The sequence below is a fragment of the Streptomyces sp. NBC_00569 genome, from assembly GCF_036345255.1.
Classification (GTDB): domain Bacteria; phylum Actinomycetota; class Actinomycetes; order Streptomycetales; family Streptomycetaceae; genus Streptomyces.
This window is the reverse complement of sequence record NZ_CP107783.1, coordinates 869,189-888,862: the sequence shown is the minus strand read 5'-3', so window position 1 is coordinate 888,862 and position 19,674 is coordinate 869,189. Positions and strand designations below refer to the sequence as shown.

20 protein-coding genes are annotated in these 19,674 nt (G+C 72.1%); 10 read left to right on the top strand and 10 right to left on the bottom strand.

Features of this window, described 5'->3' with window-relative positions; translation table 11 throughout:
- Window positions 1-34: 34 nt before the first annotated feature.
- Window positions 35-493: a MarR family winged helix-turn-helix transcriptional regulator gene (locus tag OHO83_RS04175; RefSeq protein ID WP_330278694.1), complete on the top strand. Its 459-nt coding sequence runs from the start codon at window positions 35-37 to the stop codon at window positions 491-493.
- 152 nt (window positions 494-645) lie between these two features.
- A complete protein-coding gene (locus OHO83_RS04170; RefSeq protein WP_266678774.1) occupies window positions 646-1,872 on the top strand; it encodes a SpoIIE family protein phosphatase in 1,227 nt (408 codons plus the stop codon).
- A gap of 43 nt (window positions 1,873-1,915) precedes the next feature.
- Here OHO83_RS04170 and OHO83_RS04165 read toward each other — a convergent pair whose 3' ends face one another.
- On the bottom strand, window positions 1,916-3,127 hold the full coding sequence (locus OHO83_RS04165) for an FAD-dependent monooxygenase (protein WP_266678776.1): 1,212 nt from the start codon (window positions 3,125-3,127) through the stop codon (window positions 1,916-1,918).
- A 119-nt stretch (window positions 3,128-3,246) separates the two neighbouring features.
- The gene (locus OHO83_RS04160) at window positions 3,247-4,041 is read right to left on the bottom strand and encodes a helix-turn-helix transcriptional regulator (protein WP_266678778.1); all 795 of its coding nucleotides are present in this window, start codon (window positions 4,039-4,041) and stop codon (window positions 3,247-3,249) included.
- Window positions 4,042-4,099: 58 nt separating this feature from the next.
- On the opposite strand from OHO83_RS04160, the gene OHO83_RS04155 reads away from it, so the two are divergent.
- Both OHO83_RS04155 and fusA read left to right on the top strand, forming a co-directional pair.
- Entirely contained in the window at window positions 4,100-4,582 is a 483-nt protein-coding gene (locus tag OHO83_RS04155; RefSeq protein WP_266680230.1) for a DUF2000 domain-containing protein, read from the top strand.
- A 376-nt stretch (window positions 4,583-4,958) separates the two neighbouring features.
- On the top strand, window positions 4,959-7,049 hold the full coding sequence (gene fusA / locus OHO83_RS04150; RefSeq protein WP_266678780.1) for an elongation factor G: 2,091 nt from the start codon (window positions 4,959-4,961) through the stop codon (window positions 7,047-7,049).
- 68 nt (window positions 7,050-7,117) lie between these two features.
- Here the strand turns inward: fusA and OHO83_RS04145 are convergent, their stop codons facing one another.
- Entirely contained in the window at window positions 7,118-8,116 is a 999-nt protein-coding gene (locus OHO83_RS04145) for a quinone oxidoreductase family protein (RefSeq protein WP_266678782.1), read from the bottom strand.
- Between the two features lie 220 nt (window positions 8,117-8,336).
- Here OHO83_RS04145 and OHO83_RS04140 point away from each other — a divergent pair, with 220 nt between their 5' ends.
- Window positions 8,337-9,308, top strand: a complete 972-nt coding sequence (locus OHO83_RS04140; RefSeq protein ID WP_330278693.1) for a class I SAM-dependent methyltransferase — start codon at window positions 8,337-8,339, stop codon at window positions 9,306-9,308.
- Window positions 9,305-9,808 (top strand): hypothetical protein, encoded by a 504-nt coding sequence (locus tag OHO83_RS04135; RefSeq protein ID WP_266678786.1) that lies wholly within the window; start codon window positions 9,305-9,307, stop codon window positions 9,806-9,808. Before OHO83_RS04140 ends, OHO83_RS04135 begins: the two co-directional genes overlap by 4 nt.
- A 24-nt stretch (window positions 9,809-9,832) precedes the next feature.
- Here OHO83_RS04135 and OHO83_RS04130 read toward each other — a convergent pair whose 3' ends face one another.
- The 4 genes from OHO83_RS04130 to OHO83_RS04115 all read right to left on the bottom strand — a co-directional run bounded on the left by OHO83_RS04130 (window position 9,833) and on the right by OHO83_RS04115 (window position 13,607).
- A complete protein-coding gene (locus tag OHO83_RS04130) occupies window positions 9,833-11,458 on the bottom strand; it encodes an amidohydrolase (RefSeq protein ID WP_266678788.1) in 1,626 nt (541 codons plus the stop codon).
- A 77-nt stretch (window positions 11,459-11,535) separates the two neighbouring features.
- Window positions 11,536-12,195 (bottom strand): TetR/AcrR family transcriptional regulator, encoded by a 660-nt coding sequence (locus OHO83_RS04125; protein ID WP_266678790.1) that lies wholly within the window; start codon window positions 12,193-12,195, stop codon window positions 11,536-11,538.
- Window positions 12,196-12,315: 120 nt separating this feature from the next.
- A complete protein-coding gene (locus OHO83_RS04120) occupies window positions 12,316-12,669 on the bottom strand; it encodes a deoxyxylulose-5-phosphate synthase (protein WP_266678791.1) in 354 nt (117 codons plus the stop codon).
- A gap of 44 nt (window positions 12,670-12,713) precedes the next feature.
- Complete coding sequence (locus tag OHO83_RS04115) at window positions 12,714-13,607, bottom strand: LysR family transcriptional regulator (RefSeq protein WP_266678792.1); 894 nt, start codon at window positions 13,605-13,607, stop codon at window positions 12,714-12,716.
- Window positions 13,608-13,726: 119 nt separating this feature from the next.
- On the opposite strand from OHO83_RS04115, the gene OHO83_RS04110 reads away from it, so the two are divergent.
- Window positions 13,727-14,125 carry a tautomerase family protein gene (locus OHO83_RS04110; RefSeq protein ID WP_266678793.1) on the top strand — a complete coding sequence of 133 codons (399 nt, stop codon included), beginning with the start codon at window positions 13,727-13,729 and terminating at the stop codon, window positions 14,123-14,125.
- Between the two features lie 18 nt (window positions 14,126-14,143).
- Here the strand turns inward: OHO83_RS04110 and OHO83_RS04105 are convergent, their stop codons facing one another.
- On the bottom strand, window positions 14,144-14,665 hold the full coding sequence (locus OHO83_RS04105) for an Imm49 family immunity protein (protein WP_266678794.1): 522 nt from the start codon (window positions 14,663-14,665) through the stop codon (window positions 14,144-14,146).
- On the opposite strand from OHO83_RS04105, the gene OHO83_RS04100 reads away from it, so the two are divergent.
- The gene (locus OHO83_RS04100; protein ID WP_266678795.1) at window positions 14,594-15,847 is read left to right on the top strand and encodes an RNA-guided endonuclease InsQ/TnpB family protein; all 1,254 of its coding nucleotides are present in this window, start codon (window positions 14,594-14,596) and stop codon (window positions 15,845-15,847) included. The genes OHO83_RS04105 and OHO83_RS04100 overlap by 72 nt on opposite strands.
- Window positions 15,848-15,897: 50 nt before the next feature.
- On the opposite strand, the gene yczE is transcribed toward OHO83_RS04100, so the two are convergent.
- Window positions 15,898-16,641: a membrane protein YczE gene (gene yczE / locus OHO83_RS04095; RefSeq protein WP_266678797.1), complete on the bottom strand. Its 744-nt coding sequence runs from the start codon at window positions 16,639-16,641 to the stop codon at window positions 15,898-15,900.
- 102 nt (window positions 16,642-16,743) lie between these two features.
- Here yczE and yczR point away from each other — a divergent pair, with 102 nt between their 5' ends.
- Together yczR and OHO83_RS04085 are read left to right on the top strand one after the other, a co-directional pair.
- A complete protein-coding gene (gene yczR / locus OHO83_RS04090; protein ID WP_323187069.1) occupies window positions 16,744-18,231 on the top strand; it encodes a MocR-like transcription factor YczR in 1,488 nt (495 codons plus the stop codon).
- 27 nt (window positions 18,232-18,258) lie between these two features.
- Complete coding sequence (locus tag OHO83_RS04085) at window positions 18,259-18,834, top strand: hypothetical protein (RefSeq protein WP_266678799.1); 576 nt, start codon at window positions 18,259-18,261, stop codon at window positions 18,832-18,834.
- Here the strand turns inward: OHO83_RS04085 and OHO83_RS04080 are convergent.
- Window positions 18,782-19,660, bottom strand: a complete 879-nt coding sequence (locus tag OHO83_RS04080; RefSeq protein ID WP_266678801.1) for a bifunctional 5,10-methylenetetrahydrofolate dehydrogenase/5,10-methenyltetrahydrofolate cyclohydrolase — start codon at window positions 19,658-19,660, stop codon at window positions 18,782-18,784. The genes OHO83_RS04085 and OHO83_RS04080 overlap by 53 nt on opposite strands.
- Between the last annotated feature and the right edge of the window lie 14 nt (window positions 19,661-19,674).

Genomic DNA, 19,674 nt, shown 5'->3' with positions numbered 1-19,674 from the left:
AAGAATCGTGCGCACCGGACGGAGCGAACCAGCCATGGAGTACTCGCACAGCGACGCAGAACTGATCGAGCAGCCCATCGGCTACTGGGCCTGGGCCGCCTACAAGGCTGTCGTCACCCGCACCCGGGGCGCCCTCGCGGAGAAGGGCACCACCCAGCCGCAGTGGTGGGTCCTCGCGCAGGTCGCACGGGCCGAGCGCATCAAGACCCGGGCCGAGGTGTCCGACATCCTCAGCGGCTACCTCGGCACGGGCGATGTCGTCCTGGCGGAGGAGATCGACGCGACGATCGCCCACGGCTGGATCACCGAGGACGCCGGGGGGCGGCTCTCGCTCACGGCGGCGGGCAAGGACTTCTTCGACGAAGTCGCTCTGCTCCAGAGGGAGTTGCGGGTCGAGCGGCACGCGGGCGTCTCGGAAGAGGAGTATCTCACCACCCTCAAGGTGCTGCAGCGCTTCATCCACAACACGGACGGCCACGCCTGGCACCACTGACGGCGGCCGGGCGGAACGGCCACAGGACACGCCGCCGATGACGTAATCGGAGCTCCGGCCCCTGCCGCTGGGACACCCTGTGGTCGTTCGAACGCGGGGTGCCCGGCACCGTTCGCCGCACGCGCGGCACACGCAAGGAGGCGGGACGCGTCGTGAGGGAGTCCGGAATCGACTACGAGCAGGTGTTCCAGGCGCTGCCCAGCTCGGTCGCCCTGCTCAGACCCGACCTCGTGTACGCGGACGCCAACGAGGCGTTCTGCCAGATGTCGGGGCGCACCCGTGAACAGCTCGTCGGCCGGTACCTCTTCGACGTATTCCCCGACAACCCCAACGACTCGGGTGCGACGGGCATGCGCAACCTGGAGGTGTCGCTGCGCAGGGTGGTGGCCACCGGGGAACGCGACACCATGGCGCTCCAGCGGTACGACGTCGAGTACCCCGACCGGCCCGGTCAGTGGCAGGAGCGCTACTGGAGCCCTATCAACGCCCCCGTCTTCGGCGCCGACGGCAGCGTCGTGCTGCTGCTGCACCGGGTGGAGGAGGTCACGCAGCTGATCCGCGCCAAGGGCGGCCGTGGCGGTGACCGGGCCAAGGTGCTGGAGGCGGAGCTGTACACGCGCGCCAGGGAACTCCAGGACGTCAACGAGCGGCTGCGCCAGGCCCACGCCCGCGAACGCGAGGTGGCGCTGAGTCTCCAGGCCGCGATGCTGCCGGTGCCGGAACGTGTCGGCGGTGGCAGGGCGGCCGTGCGCTACCGGCCGGCCGTGGGCGCCCTGAACGTGTGCGGCGACTGGTACGACGTGGCCGAACTGCCGGGCAACCGGCTCGCGGTGGCCGTGGGAGACGTGGTCGGCCACGGCCTGCGCGCGGCCGGCGTCATGGGCCAGCTCCGCAGCGCTCTGAGCGCCGCCGTGCTCGTGGCCGCCGGCCCCGCGGCCGCGCTCGACGCCCTCGGGCTCTACGCCCGCTCGGTCGAGGGTGCCGAGTCCACCACCGCCGCGCTGGTGGTCGTCGACTGCGACCGCCACACCCTCGCCTACAGCAGCGCGGGCCACCCTCCGCCCGTGTTGCTGCACCCCGACGGCACCGTGGAGTTCCTGGACCGGGCGACCGACCCGCCGCTCGGGGCCCGCCCCGAACACGTCCCCAGACCGGAGGCCGAGACCGCCTTCGAGGACGGGGCCACGCTCGTCCTCTACACCGACGGCCTGGTCGAGCGCCGCCGTGAGGACATCGACACGGGCCTGGCCCGCCTCGCCGCCTGTCTGACCCGCCATGCGTCGGCGGACGCGGAACGCCTCGCCGACACGGTGCTCGCCGAACTGCTCCCGCGCGGTGGCAACTCCGACGACACGGCAGTCGTGATCATCCGGCTCTGAGTCTCTGAGTCTTTGAGCCTCTGACTCTCTGACTCGAAGTGCCTTACCCGCGCGCGGAGTTGCGGTGCTGGAGGGTGCGGGCGAGACGCGGCCCCAGCCACTGCTTGAGTCTGCGCAGTGACTGCAACTGGTCGGCGGCCCGGTCGATCCGGTAGTAGAGCTGCGGCGGGATGTGGGGGAGCAGTGGGGAGTGCCGCTGGCCGAGCAGGGCGAACATGTGGGCCGGCGGGAGCTGGATGTAGCGGGGGAGGTTCTCGTACCACTGGGCGCTGTGCCGGGCCGCGCTCTGGACGGACAGCAGCTCGCTCTTGCGCGTGCGCTCGTAGTGGCTGAGCGCCGGCTGGATCGTCTTCGCCTCGGCGAGGGAGCTCGCCAGGACCATCGCGTCCTGCATCGCGAGCGTCGTGCCCGCGCCGATGGAGTAGTGCGTGGTGTGCGCGGCGTCGCCGAGCAGCACCAGATTGCCGTGCGACCAGGTCCGGTTGGTGAGGGTGCGGAAGGTCTGCCAGGGGGCGGGACCGCCGAGGCCGCTGCGGCCGATGAGGGCGTGGCCGTCGAGGAGCGACGCGAAGATTCCCTCCAGACGGCGCAGGGCCTCCGGCTGGGGCAGACGGTCGAGTTCGAGGCCCTGCCAGGTCGCCTTGGAGCATTCGACGACGCAGGTGCTGTGCTCGCCGCTGTACCCGTACGCGTAGCACCAGATCCAGCCGTGCGCGGTCTGCGCGAAGGCGAACGTGAAGGAGCGGAACACCTTGGTCGTGCCGAGCCAGAGGTAGGGGTTGCGGCCCAGCGTGGTGTGCGTGCCGAAGTGGCCGGAATGGCGGTCGCGCATCGTGCTGTTGGCGCCGTCACCGGCCACGATCAGGTCGGCCTCGGGCAACTGCTCGCGGTCGCGGACCTCGCGGCCGTACTCGATGCCGACGCCCAGGGACTCCGCGCGGCGGGCGAGGATGTCGAGGAGCTTGTGCCGGCCGATGGCGAAGCCCTCGTCCCCCTCATGGGTCGTGGTGCGCTCCCCGACATGGGCGACCCCGTCACGCCAGCGCAGCGAGCCGTCGCTGATCGAGGACGCGGAGTGCGGGTCGTGGTGCCTGAGCCGCTCCAGCATGTCCGGCCAGTAGGTGACGCCCCAGCCGTAGGTGGAGCCGGCCGGGTTCCGCTCGAGGACGGTGATGTCGTGCGAAGGGGCCTGGAGTTTCAGCAGGATCGAGAAGTACAGGGTGGCGGGTCCTCCACCGACACAGACAACCTTCACGCACACTCCCAGGGTCTTCTCGCGGCCCGGCCTCGGCGCCCGGCGGCATCCGTGCAACGACGGTAGGGGGAAGTGGTTCCGCGAACCCGCGCAACACCCGCTAAAAGCACCCGAAGCGCTCAGGGTGCGGTACGGGCGTAGCGGCCCGGCGTGGTGCCGAGGACCCGCTTGAAGTGCCGGGTGAGGTGCGACTGGTCGTAGAACCCGGCGGCGGTCGCCACCTCGCCCGCCGGCTGCCCGCCGAGGAGAAGGCGGCGCGCCAGGTCGACACGGCGGGACATCACGTATTGGTGCGGCGGGATGCCGAAGGCGCCGCTGAAGGCGCGTACGAGATGGGTCGGGTGGGCGTGGACGAGACGCGCCGCCTCGTCCAGGGAGATACCGTCCACGAGCCGTGCGTCCAGGAGGTCCCGCAGGTCGTGGGCGACACCGCCGCCGGGCCGCTCGGTGTCGGGGACCCCGGGGCGCAGGTGGGTGCGCAGCCGTTCGCCGATCAGGGCGAGGCGGCTCTGCGCCTCGAACTCGTCGCCGGGACGGGCGAGGGCGCTGTGGAGCTGGCCGACGCGGGTGCGCAGGACGGGGTCGGTGAGGTCGGGCCCGTCCACCGCCGCTCCGATGAACGTCTCGTCGAGCTGCGTCATGTCGAGGTAGAGGACGCGCTTGCGGAAGCCGTGTGCGGTGGCGGGCGACCCGTTGTGCGGCACGCGCGGCGGAAGCAGACTGACGGTGTCGTTCGGTGTGCCGCGCTCGTGGCGGTCCAGGTGGTAGCGGACCGCGCCGTCGTCGACGATCAGCAGCGTCCACGCGTCGTGGACGTGCATGGGGTACGCGTGCTCGGTGAAGTGGGCGTGGAACACCTCCACGACACCCGCGACCTGCGGGCGCCAGGCGGAGATCTCCGGCCGGGGCACCATGCAAGGAACGTACAAGACCGGACCGGCCCGGACAGCGCAGTCTCGAAGCATGAGAACGATGGACGAGATCCCCACCGACGTTGCGAGCCCGGCGCCGGCCGCGGCGGACGACCACTCCGGCCCCGCGCCGGTCCGTTTCGATACCAAGATCGCCGTCCTGCTGCGCGACGACCTGGAGCCCTGGCAGCGGCTCAACGTGACCGCGTTCCTGGTCAGCGGGCTCGGCACGGCGGCCCCCGAGGTGGTCGGAGCCCCGTACGAGGACGCCGACGCCACCGCGTACCTGCCGATGTTCCGCCAGCCGGTGCTGGTCTTCGAGGGGGCGAGGCAGACTCTGGCCACGGCGCACGGACGCGCCCTGTCGCGCTCGCTGCCGACGGCCGTGTTCACGGCGGAGCTGTTCGGCACCGGCAACGACCGGGACAACCGTGCCGCCGTACGGGCCGTACCCACCGACCGACTGGACCTGGTGGGCATGGCCGTGTACGGCCCGCGCAACGCCGTCGACAAGGTCCTCAAGGGGGCGCGGATGCATCCATGAGCGGCGAGCCTGCGGGCCGCTCTGCGGACGAGCCTGCGAGCCGTCCTTAATCGGGTGCCCGGCACGGGTCCGGTTCCCTACACTCGCCACGTGTTCACGCCGCTGCCCTTCGTCGCAGCGTGCGCCGTGACAAGTGAGGGGAGCCGGGCCGTGCGTCACCGCACCGCTGTCGTCGTTCCCCGGTCACGGTTCGAGGTGATCCTGGTGTCTCGGTGCGCCCGGCACCGGCTGCGCGGCCGGTACCGGACCCCCGCGACGGACATCTGACACCTCACGTGTCCGCACGACCCCGAACCGGCCCTACGGCGGGGCCCGTTGCGCTGTCCGTCCGGCAATCGCGCTGCCTCTGAGTGGAACCACCTGAAAGGCCACAGGCGTGCGTACCGACCTGCACCGTCATGACACCGCCCCTCTGACGGCCGTCCGCAACGTGGGCATCCTCGCCCACGTCGACGCCGGAAAGACCACCGTCACCGAACGGATCCTCTACACCACCGGCGCCACCTACAAACGCGGCGAAGTCCACGACGGCACCACCGTCACCGACTTCGACGTCCAGGAACGCGAACGGGGCATCACCATCTCCGCCGCGGCCGTCAGCTGCGCCTGGGACGGGCACCGGATCAACCTGATCGACACCCCGGGCCATGTCGACTTCGCCGACGAGGTCGAGCGCTCCCTGCGCGTGCTGGACGGCGCCATCGCCGTGTTCGACGCCGTCGCGGGCGTCGAGCCGCAGAGCGAGTCGGTCTGGCGGCAGGCCGACCGCCACGGCGTGCCGCGCATCGCCTTCGTGAACAAGCTCGACCGCGCCGGTGCCGACCTCGACACGGCGGTCGAGTCGATGCGCCGGCGCCTCGGCACGGTCCCGATGGTGGTCCAGCTGCCCGTCGGCCGGGAGGACGCGTTCACCGGTGTCGTCGACCTGATCCGCATGCGCCTTCTCACCTGGCGCGAGGGCGGTGACACATACGAGGAGGGGCCCGTTCCGGAAGAGCTGCGCGAGGAGGCGCGGCGGCGCAGGCGGCTCCTCGAGGAGACGGCGGCGCAACTGCATCCCGGCGCGCTGGAGGAGTTCTGCGACGGATCGGCCCTGTCCGCCGGGACGTTGACGGGAGCGCTGCGGGATCTGACGCGCAGCGGTGAGGGCGTGGTCGTGCTGTGCGGATCGGCGTACCGCAACCGCGGTGTCGAACCGCTCCTGGACGCGGTCGTCGCCTACCTGCCGTCGCCGCCCGACGTGCCCGCGGTCCGCGGTGCCGTCGGCGACGACGAGCAGGAGCGTGCCTGCGATCCGGAGGCACCACTGGCCGCGCTGGTGTTCAAGGTGCAGGCGACTCCTCGCGGGCGTCTGACCTATCTGCGGGTGTACTCGGGAACGGTGCGCAGAGGAGAGGCGGTGTGGGATGCGGGCGCACGGCGTACGGAGCGGATCGGCCGGATCCTGCGCGTCCAGGCCGACCGGCACACCGAGGTGGACCGCGCGGTGGCCGGGGACATCGTCGCGGTGGCCGGAGTGAAGGCCGCCCGCAGCGGCGCGACCCTGTGCGCACCCGACGCGCCTGTCGTCCTCGAACCGCCCACGGTGGCCGAACCGGTCGTCTCCGTGGCGGTCGAGGCACACAGGAACGCCGACAGCGCACGTCTGGTCTCCGCGCTGGCACGACTCGTCGAGGAGGACCCCTCGCTCGTCGTCAGGACCGACCGCGAGAGCGGCCAGACGGTCCTTTCGGGCATGGGTGAACTGCATCTGGAGGTGGCGGTGGAGAAGATCCGCCGGGCCCACGGTCTGGAGGTCGGCGTCGGCAGGCCGCAGGTGGCCTACCGGGAGACGGTCTCGCGCGGGGTGTCCGGACTGGTGTACCGGCATGTCAAACAGGAAGGAGGAGCAGGCCAGTTCGCGCACGTCGTCATCGACGTACGGCCGCTGCCGGTGGCGCAGGACGGCACGGGCGACGGTTTCGTGTTCCGGTCGGTCGTCACCGGCGGACGGCTGCCGCGGGACTACGTCCAGGCCGTGGAGGCCGGGTGCGGGGACGCCCTGAGCGAGGGCCCCCTCGGCGGCCATCGGGTCACCGGGGTGCAGGTCACGCTCACCGACGGGTCCACGCACCCCAAGGACTCCTCGCCGATGGCGTTCCGCACGGCGGGCCGTTTCGCGCTCAGGGCAGCCTTCCGGGCGAGCGTCATGGCGCTCCTCGAACCGGTCGTCGAGATCACGGCGACCGTGCCCGAGGACGCCGTGGGCGGGGTGCTCGGGGACCTGGCGGCGCGACGCGGCCAGATCTCCGCCTCCGCGATGCGCGCGGGCACCGCGGTCGTCACGGCGACGGTGCCCCTGGCCGAACTCTTCGGCTACGCGTCCCAGTTGCGCGGCCGGACGCAGGGCCGGGGCACGTTCACCAGCCGGGCGACCGGTTACGCGCCGGTGCCGGGTGCGGTGTCCGACGAGGTGGCTTCGCGGTAGACGCGAGAGCGGTGGCCCCGTCCGTCCGAGGGCGGGCGGGGCCGTCCGGCCGTGGCGCGGGCAGGAGTTCAATCGGCCACGGACAGCACCGTCTTCGCCGGGGCCGTCCGGTTCTCCAGAGCCTCGTGCACCTTGCCGGCGTTCTCCAGCGGCTCGACCGCCGGCAGCGGCTCGTCCAGGATGCCGCGGGCCACCAGGGAGATGACGGCGGTGAGCGCCCCGGTGCAGGTCGCCGGGCGCAGATGGGCGACGCCGCCGATACTCAGGCCCGACACAGTGCGCGTCGCCAGCCAGGTCTCGTCACCGGAGAAGGGCCGGTCGTCGCGGCCGGCGTTGCCGAGGACGACGTGACGTCCGAAGGGGGCGAGGCGCTGGAACGCGGTGGCGCGCAGCGGGCCGCCCACCGGGTCGATGACGACGTCGACCGATCCGTCCGGCGTGAGCCGGTCGAGACCGTCGGCCAGCGCGTCCGCGACCACCACGTCCGTGCACTCGGCCGGTGCCCGGTCCGGGTCGCGGCCGACGACCCCGATCACCTGCCGGGCCGGGAAGAGCGCCGCCATGCGCGCCGTGGTGGCGCCCAGGCCACCGGTCACCCCGAGGACGAGGACCCGGTCCCGGGAGTCGAGCCGGGCGACATCGTGCAGGGCCACCCACGCCGTGACGCCGTTGACGATGACGGCGGTGACGCGGCGCAGGTCGACGCCGTCCGGCACCGGAGCGGCCATCGTGTGGTGCGCGACGGCGACCTGCGCGTAACCGCCGGCGCGCTGCCCGCGCCCGAAGTCGTTGAGCAGCGCGGCGACGCTCCGGCCGACCGTGAACCCCTGGACATCGCGGCCCACGGCCCGCACCCGGCCGGTGACCTCGATCCCGGGAACCATCGGCGTCCACAGGGGGAACGCCCCGGAGCGCAGCAGCGTGTCGACGAACCCGACGCCCGCATACGTGACGTCGATGCTGATCTCCCCGGGCCCCGGCTCGGGAACGGGACGGCGTGACACGGTGAGAGCGGAGGCGGGCCCGAACTCGTCGACTCCGGCGGCGAGCATGGTCGTGTCAGTCATCAGCGGATCTCCTTTCCAGACAGCCCGGCAGTGCGTGTGGTCGGCATCCCGCCGCGTTCCCGGGGCCGCCGCCCCGGACCACGACCGCATCCCCACGGACCGACCCTGCCATCGCGGCGGCCGAACGGCGGGACCACACGCGCGCATCACGACACCGGCCGCCGGTACCGCCTCCCGGGGCGCGGCGCCGACGTCCTCCCCAGCCGCGTACCTTCTCCCTGTGCAGCTCATCGAGATATCCGATCTGGTCGTGGACCACGACCCCGGCACGCGCGAACGCCTGCCGGTGCGGGGCGCCGACGTCGTCGCGCGGCTCGTCGCCGCGGGTGACCGAAGTGGCGCCCGTATCGCCGCCGGGCTTGCGTGCGACGACGACGGGAACCTCGATCCGCTCGCCGTGGACCGCCGGCTCGTCGCCGTCCACACCGAACTCCAGCGGCTCAGCGAGGAACTGCGCCTCGGCGACCGCATCGCCGAACTCCTGCGTCCGCTGCTCGCCGTGATCCGCGCCGCCGGGCGGACCGACGGCCCGCTGCGGGTGGTCGACGTCGGCTGCGGCCTCGGCTACCTCGTGCGGTGGCTGGCCGCGTCGGATGCCCTCGGCCCCGATGCCGACCTGGTCGGCGTGGACTTCAACGCGGCCCTGGTCACCGAGGCCGGGCGGCTCGCCCGCGCGGAGGGACTGCCCTGCCGTTTCGTACGGGGTGACGCGTTCGCCCTCGACGAGCCCGCCACCGTGTACGTGTCGACGGGCGTGCTGCATCACTTCCGGGGCGACGACCTCGACGCCTTCTTCGCCGCCCAGGCCACGCCGGGCACCGCCGCGTTCTGCCACTTCGACATCGCCGCCACCGGTCTCGCCCCGATCGGCGCCTGGGTCTTCCACCGGGCGCGTATGCGCGATCCGCTGGGCCGCCACGACGGTGTGATGTCGGCCCGCCGCGCCCACGACGACGAGACACTGCTCGCGGCCGCCGCACACGCCGACGGCCTGACCCCGCTCGTGTACGAACCGCGGGGCCGCAGCAACCCGTTCTGCACCACGCTGCGCCCCGTCATCGGCGTACGCCCGGACCTGCTGCCGCCACTGCGGGCCGAGCTGGGACCCGGACCGTCAGGCCGCCTGGTCGGGCGTGCGGACACCGTGGGCGGGACGCGCCAGGGGGCTTCGACGGGGGAGGGCGCCCGGTGAACGCCTTCCTGCTCGCCGCCCTGGCGCTCGTCGACGCGGCGTTCGCCGGGTTCCGCGCCTACACCGGGCGGGACGGCCGCATCCGTAAGTCGGAACGAGCGCTGCTCGCGGCCCGCCGCGGTCTCGCGGTCGGCGCCCCTGCGCTGCTGCTGAGCGCGGCCCTCGCCGTGACGCAGCTCGTCACGGCGGCGGACCGCGGCGCGCGCTACGCCGAACTCGACGCCGCCGCCCACCGGATGCTCCTGTGCTACGCGCCGTACGCGGTGATCGTCGCGCTGAGCCTCGGGTGCTACCTGTGGGGCCCGTTCCGGGCCGGCACCCTCGCCGTGGTCGTCGGCCTCGGGCCGCTGACCCTGGTGCGCCCGCTGGTGGTGCTCGCCGGGGCGGCCGCGGCCGCGTGGGGTTCGCTTCCCGCGGCCTCGGTGGCGGCGGCCGCGGCAGTGGGGGTGCTCGTGGTGGAACCGGTCGTCCACCGCCACTGGTACGCGGAGCCGGTGTGAGCGGCGCCGCGCACCAGCGGACGACTACAGGCTCGCGTCCCGGTGCGTGGGACGGCCGTCGAGGACCGTGAGCAGCACCGGCAGGTCCGGCAGCGCGGTGTCGGCCGTGGTGAGCGGGTTGTCGGCGAGGACGGTGAGGTCGGCGCGACGGCCGACGGCGATCCGCCCGGCCTCGTGCTCCTCGCCCGCCGCGTAGGCCGCGTTGACCGTCAGACCCTGGAGCGCCTCCAGCGGCGTGAGCGCCTGCTCGGGTCCGTGCGGGTCCTGGGTGAGGTCGCGGCTCGGACGGCGGTGACGCGCGCCGGCCATGACCCCGAGCGGCGGATACGGGGCGATCGGCCAGTCGGAGCCGAGGACCACGGTCGCGCCCGAGTCCTGCAGGTCGCGGCAGCGCCAGGCGCGCGATGCGCGCTCCTCGCCGAGGCGGCGCGACCAGTTGTCGCTGTGGTCGGCACGGGTGAAGTCGCAGCAGTGGGTGGGCTGCATGGACGCGATGACGCCGAGCTCGGCGAACCGTCCCAGGGTGTCGTCGGGCACGGTCTCGATGTGCTCGACCCGGTGACGCGCCCCGCGCCCGCCGGTGGCCTGCGCTTTCTCGACGGCGTCGAGGACATGGCGTACGGCGGCGTCGCCGATCGCATGGGTGGCGGTGGGCACTCCGGCGCGGTGCAGCTCGCCGATGATCCGCGTGTAGACCTCGGGGTCCGGCCAGAAGGCGTGGGTGGACTCGCCGTGGCAGTCCGGGCGCTCCAACCAGGCCGTGCCGTTGTCGATCGTGCCGTCCATGAAGATCTTGACGCCGTCCGTACGCCACAGTGCGCCGCCGGCGCCCTGCTGCTCGATGAGCGCCCGCACTCCTTCGGCGTCGGTGCCGGGCTGGCACCACGGCGCGACCCGCAGACGGAGCGCGAGCTCACCGGCGGCGTCGAGCTCGGAGAACAGGGCGAGGCTGTCGCCGTTCGCGTCCATGACGTGACCGCCGGTGAGTCCCGAGGCGGCCATGGCGCGCAGCGTGGCGGCGAGCCGGTCGCGGCGCTCCTCCCGCGAGGGCTGCGGGGCGACCCGTTCCACGAGCTCGCAGGCGGCGTCCTCCTGAAGGAGACCGGTGGGACGGCCCTGCTCGTCGCAGACCACTTCGGCGGAGGCCTGGTCGAAGGTGCGCGGACCGTCCACGCCGGCCAGTTCCAGTGCGCGCCGGCTGGCCAGCATGGAGTGGGCGTCGAACAGCAGCAGAAGGGCCGGTACACCGTCGAGGACGGAGTCGAAGGGGGCGATCCCGACGGGCCGGTCGCCGAAGACGTTCGGATCGAGCCCCCAGCCGTGCAGCCACGCCCCTGGCGCCAGTTTCCGCACCTCGGCGGCGAGCGCCGCCCGCACGTCCTCCACGTCGGTGCAGCCCGACAGGTCGAGCCCGCCCGTCAGCTCGGCGCCCGAGACGGGGTGGAGATGCCCGTCGACCAGGCCCGGGGTCACCACGGCGCCCTTGAGGTCGATCACCGTGGTCGATGCGTCCACGTGCTCACGTATGCCGTGGTCGTCGGCGAGGGCGGAGATCCGCCCGCCGGACACGGCGAGGGCGGTCTGCGGCAGGAACGCGCCGGTGACCGGGTCGAGCAGGCGGGCGGAGAGCAGGACGAGAGGGGTGGGCACGGCGGCTCCTTGGAGGGCGGGTGAGGGTGGCCGGGCTGCGGGTCCCGGCCGGTGGGTGGTGGCCGGGACACGGGACCCTAGCCGGTGGGTGACGCCGTGAGCGGCGCGTCGGACCGGGTGAGGGTCCCGTGCGGAAGGCCGAGTTCGCGTTCCGCCGTCGTGGCGGCCATGCGCGACACCTCGGAGGGACGGTTACCGGTTCCGGTGTTGGCGTGCGCTCCGAGGCCGTCGAGCACGACCAGGATCTGAATGGTTGTCACATACGGGTCGTCCGTACGGAATTCGTTCCGGTCGACGCCCTGCCGGATCAGGCCGGTGAGTCGCTCGCGCCAGGCCGCCTCCTGCTCGGCGACCCGGTCGCGCAGGACGGGCCGGTAGCGGCTGAGGTGGCGCGCGTTGATCCAGAGGCGGCTGATGTTGTCGTAGGACGCGCCGGTCGCGCGGGCGAAGAACCATCCCAGGTGCAGCGTGGGCGTCCCCTGGGCCCGCTGGGCGGGCAGGAGGCTGTCGAGCTCGGCGCCGGCGGCGCTGCCGAAGGCCTCCGCCACGAGGTCGTCCGTCGAGGGGAAGTAGTGGCTGATCAGTCCGGGGCGGACGCCGAGCTCCTCGCCGATCCGCCGCAGGGTGACGCACTCGAGCCCCTCGGCGAGGGCGACCGTGGCGGCCGCGCCGACGATCTCCGCACGTCGGGCGGCCGGCGCCTTCCGGATGCGCTTGTGCTGGAGGCTTGACGGCATGCCCGGATGCTATTGAGTGCACGACCAATAAGCAAGTGTGTGGTGGATCGGGGTGCTGTCTCGCCATCGGCGCAGCGCCGTCGGGCTCTGTGCCGGTGGCGATCGACACGACGGCGCCCCTCAGTGCTGACGGGGCGCAACGATCCAGGGCACCTCATACCGCGAGAGCGCGCGGGCGACGGGCTCACCGGACCGCTCGGCGTACGCAAGGCGCTCGCGCACCTCACGCAGGCCCCGGGGCCGGAACCCCGGGCCACCGCAGCAGCTCTTGTGGAATCCCACGCCCGCGTGCAGCAGAACCGAGAGCGTGCGCCACGCGGCGGTGTCGCGGCGGCGCGGCGCGGCGAAGGCGGACCCCGCGTGGATCATCGGCTCGGCACAGCGCGGACAGATCCGCTCCCTGTCCCGGTCGTGGGGCTGCTTGTACGAGACCCGGCAGCGCAGGCATACGTATGAGGTCTTCCCATGGGGCATGCCGCCACAGTAGGCAACACCGGCCGTGGCTTCGACGGAATTCTTCAGCCCGCGTGTGCGCCCGACATGGCGCCGGCCGCGGCGAGATGGTCCAGGGCGGAGTTCGCCAGGGTGCGGACGGCCGGGTGCCAGGGGCGGGCCCGGGGTCCGGTCAGCACGAGGCGCCGTGAGGTCTGGGGGTGCAGCGGCAGCAGCGCCAGGTCGGGCGGCATCAGTGAGCGGGACGCCTCCGACAGGACGGTCACGCCGATACCGGCCTGCACCATGCTGATCAGGGTCGCCAGATCCCGGACCCGGTGTGTGGGGCTGAATTCCAGCCCGGCGAGACGGTGGATCGTCCGGATACGGTCCTCGCAGCCGTTGGGCGAGATCAGGAACGGATCGTCCTCCAGGTCACGGATGTCGACGACCGGCTCGCCGGCGAGGGGATGGTCCAGGGGTAGTACGGCGCGGTAGCTGTCCTCGGCGAGCTGAATGCCCGGGCCCGGGGGAGGGTCGATCAGGATGGCGGCGTCGGCCGTCCCGTTCTCCAGCCAGGCGGCGATCTCGGCGCTGTCCCCTTCGAAGACCCGGACCGTGACGCGGGGCTGGTCCTCGCTCCAGTGCCGCAGCAGGCCGGGGACCAGGCCCTGGCAGACCGTGGGTGTGGCGGCCAGGCGCACCGTGCCCGTCATGGTGGCCGCGTCCGCCGCGAGTTGCTCCACGGACCGGGCCGCCGCCACCGCGGTCCGGGCGTGCGGCACGACCCGTTCGCCGAGCGCCGTGGTCCTCACCGGAGTGGCCCGCACCAGTAGCGGAGCGGTCAACTCGCGTTCCAGGGCCGCGACTGCGTGCGACACCGCCGACTGGCTCAGACCGAGTTCGGCCGCCGCCGCGCTGAATCCGCCCGCGTCGACGACGGCGAGGAACGCCCGCAGCTGGGAAAGGTTCAGGGTCATGCGTGGGCCTCATATACCTATGACACGTATGCGTTGGATCAATGGTGCCAGGTCGGTGACGCTGGGTCCGTGCCGCCACCTCCGGCGGACACACCCCCGGCACCTGCTCAGGAGGAGCCATGCCCTTCATCCGCGTCACCGTCACCGACACCGCGCTTCCCGCCGACGTAGAACGCACCCTTGCCGAGGGCCTCACGGGCCTGGCCGTGTCGGCGCTGCGCAAGTCCGGCGCCAGGACCATCGTGCACGTCGACCTGGTGCCGGCCGACCGCTACTACGTCGACGGCAGGCCGCTGACCGGTGGCCTCGACGCCCATGTCGAGGCCACCGTCACCGTCGGCACGAACAGCGCCGCGGAGAAGGCCGCGTTCATCGCCGAGGCGGGCGAACTGCTGACCAAGACCCTCGGCCCGCTCGCCCGTTGCGGAGTCGCGCTGCACGAACTGCACCCCGAGAGCTGCGGCTACGAGGGCGTGACGCAGTTCGACTTCTACCGCCGCGAGGCCGCCCGGCGGTAGCCGCCCCGGAGCCCGCTCTCACGTGTCGAACTCGCCGTACCAGGACCGGTCGAGGAGGAACCCGGGCAGATACGGCGACTTGCTGTCGACGGGGAACTCCGAGTCGAAGGCGAGGCACGCCAGCGCCAGCGGGCCGAGGGCCACCCGGCTGTGCGGCCCCGTCGCGTCGCTCCAGTAGCGCTCGTGATGGGCGAGCGCCTCCGCGAGCGCTTCCGCGAAAGCCTCGCGGTCGCCCGTCACCAGACGGTGGAAGAGCGCGACGGGCTGGTAGTCGACCAGGTTCAGCGTGCTCTTGCGAGGAACCCCGGGGGGTTCACCCCCGGGAGGAATCGCATCCGGTGACGGCGATGCGGAGCATCGCCGCGGCAACGGGCGCGGAGAGCCCGCAGGAAACCGGGCCGCAGTGCCCGGTGTGGAATGTGCGCCGTTCGAATGCCGGTACGTCAGGCGGCAGGTAACGTCACGGTCGTGAAGTTGACGGTGCAGGTGAAGCTCCTGCCGACGCCTGTGCAGGCGGCGGCACTTGAGGCAACCCTGCACGCCTGCAACGAGGCCGCGACCTGGGTCTCCCAGGTGGCGTTCGAGAAAGACATCAAACGCAACTTCCCCCTGCGCGAGCACACCTACACCCAGGTCAAGGACCGATGGGGACTCGGAGCTCAGGCCGCCCAGCACGTCATCAAGAAGACCTGCGACGCCTACAACACGCTCAAGGCGAACCTGAAGGCAGGAAACCTCGGCAGGCCCTCCTCCAAGCGCTACCGGCGCGCCACCGAAAAACCGATCTCCTTCCGCCCTGAGGGCGCGCAGCCCTATGACGACCGGATGCTGTCCTGGCAGCACACCGAGTGCACGGTGTCGATCTGGACCCTGTCCGGCCGGATGAAAGAAGTGGCGTTCACCGCCGCCCCCGAACATGTGGCGCGTCTGGCCCTGTATCGCAAGGGCGAGTCCGATCTGCTGTTCCGCGACGGCATGTGGTTCCTGATCGCCACCTGCGAGGTCCCCGAGGCCGCACTCAACACCAGCGTCACCCAGTTCCTGGGGATCGATCTGGGGATCGTGAACATCGCGACCACCTCGGACGGTCAGATCATGGCCGGACGCCGCCTGAATCGCGGACGCCTCCGCGAGCGCACCTTGCGTCAGAAGCTCCAGAGGAAGAACACCCCGTCCGCCAAACGGCGCTTGAAGAAGCGCAGGCGTAAGGAGGCGCGGCGGGTGAAGGACATCAACCACAAGATCGCGAAACATGTGGTGGTCGAGGCAGAACGCACCGGACGCGGAATCGCCCTCGAGGATCTGACGGGCATCCGCGCCCGGGTACGGCTTCGCAAGCCCCAACGGGCCACCCACTCCAGCTGGAGCTTCGCCCAGCTCGGACAGTTCATCGCGTACAAGGCCCGCAGAGCGGGGGTGCCGGTGGTGTACGTCGATCCGGCGTACACCTCCCGCACCTGCGCCGAATGCGGGTACATCGACAAGGCGAACCGGGCCTCCCAGGCCCGCTTCGTATGCCGGTCCTGCGGTGTCGTTGCACACGCGGACTGGAACGGCTCCCGCAACATCCGTCACCGTGCGGAAGAGTTGTGGCGACGCGGGGCGCAGTCAACCGCCCCAGACCCACCCCCGAACACCGGGCGTGGGACAGGACGCAAACGCAGCACCACAGCCAGTGGTGCCCGTTGTGCAAGCCCGGGACTTTCAGTCCCGGGTCGTTGACCATCGGCAGGTGTGGATCGGGTGCGTGGTGAAGGTTCACCGCGCAGACTCTACGAAGAGGTGCGGGAGCCGGTGACACGCGGGCCTGGGCGTGCGGTCCTGGTCGGGCCCGAGTAGGCGAACCGGGGCAGGAAGAACTGCGTGACGGGCCCGACGGTCAGGGCGTACAGCACGGTGCCGAGCCCCACGCCGCCGCCGAGCAGCCACCCGACGGCGAGCACGGAGACCTCGATGAACGTGCGGACGACGCGGATGGAACGTCCCGTGAGGGCGGACGCACCGGTCATCAGCCCGTCCCGGGGCCCCGGCCCGAACCGTGCGCCCACATAGACGGCGACGGACAGCGCATTGGCGAATGTCCCGGCGAGGAGGAGCCCGACGCGTTCGGGAAGCGGCAGGCCCTCGGGGACGAGCGCGAGCCCGAGGTCGGACGAGAAGGCGATGACGACGAGGTTCGCGGCGGTCCCGAACGTCGGCCGCTGCCGCAGAGGGATCCACAGCAGGAGGACGCACACTCCCACGACGGCGGTGAGCGTGCCGAAGCTCAGCGAAGTGTGCTTCTCCAGCCCCTCGTTGAGAACGCTCCAGGGACTCAGGCCCAGCCCGGCGCGGACCATGACGGCCATGCTGAATCCGTACAGGGCCAGGCCGATGAACAGCTGGGGCAAGCGGTGGAGCGGGCGTTCGCCGAGGCGTACGTAGGCGAGTGGGGGAGCGGAGCGGCTGCGCCCGGTCCCCTCGTCTCCCGGAGCCGCCTGCTCGGGGCGGGCCGTCGTGTCCGTGTCCTGCCGCATATGTGCCTGCCTCCACCGTGGGTGCCGTGGGCCTTCAAGGCCATTGCGGCAACTCTGTAGAGTGATTGGCCCGGGTGACATGGCCAATTTCGGGAGAATGGTTTGACTGACGCGAACGCCTTCCAGCCGGTGGACAAGGTGGGCCGCGCGGACCGGACCCTGGGCAGCCGCCGGCTCGCCGCGATGCTGCCCGACACCGCCGGCACGAGACCCGCCTACCGCCACCTCGCGCAGGCGATCAGCACACTCATCCTGGACGGTCGCATCGCCCTGCACGTCAGACTCCCCGCCGAGCGCGAACTGGCCGCCGCCCTCGACACCAGCAGAACCACCGTCACCGCCGTGTACGACCTGCTGCGCGAGAGCGGTTACGCACACAGCCGCCAGGGCTCGGGCACATGGACCGCCCTTCCCGAAGGCCGCACCCCCAGTGGCATCACCCGTCTCCTCAGTCCCCAGGACAGCGCGATCGACCTGGCCAGAGCCTCCCCCGGGCTCCCGCAACAGGCACTCGTCGACGCCCTCGCGCACATCACCCCGCAACTCGCCGCGCAGGCACACACCCCCGGCTACCACCCCTACGGCCTGCCCGATCTGCGCGCCGCCGTCGCCGAGCGCTACACCCGACGGGGCCTCGCCACCCTGCCCGAACAGATCCTGGTGACATCCGGCGCGCAGCACGCATTGACACTGGTCCTGGGACTGCTGAGCAGCCCCGGCGACCGGGTCATGGTCGAGAACCCGTCCTACCCGAACGCCCTCGAGGCGCTGCGTCGTGCCCGGCTGCGCACCGTGTCCGTCCCGGTGACCGAGAGCGGCTGGGACATCGAGATCACCGAATCGACCCTCCGTCAGGTCGTGCCCCAACTGGCCTACCTGATCCCCGATTTCCACAACCCGACCGGCTGCCTCATGCCCGAACACGAGCGGGCGCGCGTCCTGCGCGCGGCGGAGCGGTCCGGTACGTGGCTGGTCATCGACGAGACGCTGGCCGACCTCGCGCTCGACGTCCCCCCGCCGCCTCCCTTCGCCTCCCACGCCGCGAAGTGTGGCACCGGCCGGGTCGTCAGCATCGGCTCGATGAGCAAGACCCACTGGGGCGGCCTGCGCATCGGCTGGCTGCGCGCGCCCGCACGCCTCGTCACCGAACTCGCGGGCCAGCGCGTGGCCACCGACATGGGCGGATCGGTCGTCGACCAACTCCTGGCACTCGCCCTCCTGGACCGGGCCGACGGTCTTCTGTCGTCCCGAGTCGAGCAACTACGCGTGCAGCGCGCCGCGTTGGCCGCCGCACTGACCGATCACATGCCGCACTGGACCTGGCAACTGCCGCCCGGCGGCCTGTCGTTGTGGGTCGACCTGGGTGAACCGGTGGCCTCCGCGCTGTCCGAACGAGCCATCGACAACGGCGTCCGGATCGAGAGCGGCGCCTGCTTCGCCACCGACCCCGGCATCTTCGAGCAGCGGATGCGCATCCCGTACACGACCCCGGCGGACACCCTGCTCGAAGCCGTCCACCGCATGGCGACCGCGCTCGCCGCCGGCCTTCCGCCGGCGTCCGGCGCGCGACGGCCGCACTGGGTCGCCTGAGCATCGGAGGACGAGGGAGATCGCTGCATGGCGTACGGAGGTGAGCGTCCCGGGACCGGTCCGCTCTTTCGCCTCGCATGGCGTGGGTCCCACCACCCGGGCCGCCCCGTCGAGGACCAGTGGATCGCCCTCGACGGAGATGCGGACGGCGGCTGGTGGTTCGACGCGTACTTCCTCGGGTGCCTGCCGCTGGGGCAAGGGGCGCCGCGGGCCGCCGAGTTCGCCCGGTGGCTCCTTGCGGCGCCGCCGCCGGGCCCGTACGAGCGGGAGTTCACGCTGATCGACCGTGAATCGCAGGCCGGATCCGCGCGGATCGCCGCCGGTACGCTCCTGACCGTCGAGTTCCTCCTGGGCCGCGAGGAACCCGACGGTCCCGAGTATCTCCAGGTGCTGCCGTCGGGCGAGACGGCCGTACGGCACCTCGGCTTCGAGGTGTGCGCACCGCTGGAGTGCGCACCGCTGCCGCGCGCCGCCCTCGAGATGGCGGCCGCCGGACTTCTCGACGCCGCCACCGACCGGGGATCCCGGATGCGCGATCGGCGCGGTCCCGTCAGACGAGCGCGCGATCGAGGTCCGCACCGAGCTGGTGGTACGCCGCGGTGACCGTCTGGGCCAGGAGGACGGCGATGGTCATGGGGCCCACCCCGCCGGGGACGGGAGTGATCAGGCGGGCCCGCTCGGCCGCGGTGTCGAAATCGACGTCGCCGACGTTGCCCGCGTTGTAGCCCGCGTCGATCACGACCGCGCCGGGCTTGATGTCCTCGCCGCGGATGAGCCGGGGCCGGCCCACGGCCGCCACCACGATGTCCGCCTCCCGCACGTACGCGCTCAGGTCGGCCGTGCGGGAGTGGCAGTACGTCACGGTGGCGTCCCGGGCGAGCAGGAGCATCCCGGCCGGCTTGCCGAGGATCGCGCTCCGGCCCACGACCACCGCGTGCCGCCCCGCGACATCGACGTCGTACTCGTCGAGGAGCCGCATGATTCCGCCCGGTGTGCAGGAGACGAACCCGGGCAGTCCGAAGGCCATCGCGCCGAACGAGGTCATGGTGACGCCGTCGACGTCCTTCTCCGGGGCGATGGCCTCGAACGCCGCGCGTTCGTCGATGTGCGGGCCCACGGGGTGCTGGAGCAGGATTCCGTGCACCGACGCGTCCTGCGACAGCTCGCGGAGAGTGGCGACCAGCTCCGCGGTCGTCGTTTCGGCGGGGAGCTGGACGCGCCGCGACTCGATACCGGCCTTGGCGCAGCGGGCCTGCTTCATACGGACGTACGTGACGGAGGCGGGATCCTCACCCACCAGGACGGTCGCGAGGCAGGGCGCCGAGCCCGTACGCCTCACCAGCTCCGCCGCTCTGCCCGCGGACTCCTCGACGAGGCGCCGGGCCGTGCCGGTGCCGTCCATGAGGTGGGCTGTCGGTGTCGGGGACATGGTCGCCTCCCAGG

Excerpts from the sequence above, each read along its gene's own strand:
- OHO83_RS04115 (WP_266678792.1), bottom strand. The coding sequence starts at position 13,607 with ATGACCCTGAACCTTTCCCAGCTGCGGGCGTTCCTCGCCGTCGTCGAC.
- OHO83_RS04155 (WP_266680230.1), top strand. The coding sequence starts at position 4,100 with ATGGACGAGATCCCCACCGACGTTGCGAGCCCGGCGCCGGCCGCGGCG.
- OHO83_RS04175 (WP_330278694.1), top strand. The coding sequence starts at position 35 with ATGGAGTACTCGCACAGCGACGCAGAACTGATCGAGCAGCCCATCGGC.
- OHO83_RS04080 (WP_266678801.1), bottom strand. The coding sequence starts at position 19,660 with ATGTCCCCGACACCGACAGCCCACCTCATGGACGGCACCGGCACGGCC.
- OHO83_RS04110 (WP_266678793.1), top strand. The coding sequence starts at position 13,727 with ATGCCCTTCATCCGCGTCACCGTCACCGACACCGCGCTTCCCGCCGAC.
- OHO83_RS04085 (WP_266678799.1), top strand. The coding sequence starts at position 18,259 with ATGGCGTACGGAGGTGAGCGTCCCGGGACCGGTCCGCTCTTTCGCCTC.
- OHO83_RS04160 (WP_266678778.1), bottom strand. The coding sequence starts at position 4,041 with ATGGTGCCCCGGCCGGAGATCTCCGCCTGGCGCCCGCAGGTCGCGGGT.
- OHO83_RS04120 (WP_266678791.1), bottom strand. The coding sequence starts at position 12,669 with ATGCCCCATGGGAAGACCTCATACGTATGCCTGCGCTGCCGGGTCTCG.
- OHO83_RS04145 (WP_266678782.1), bottom strand. The coding sequence starts at position 8,116 with ATGACTGACACGACCATGCTCGCCGCCGGAGTCGACGAGTTCGGGCCC.
- yczE (WP_266678797.1), bottom strand. The coding sequence starts at position 16,641 with ATGCGGCAGGACACGGACACGACGGCCCGCCCCGAGCAGGCGGCTCCG.
- OHO83_RS04125 (WP_266678790.1), bottom strand. The coding sequence starts at position 12,195 with ATGCCGTCAAGCCTCCAGCACAAGCGCATCCGGAAGGCGCCGGCCGCC.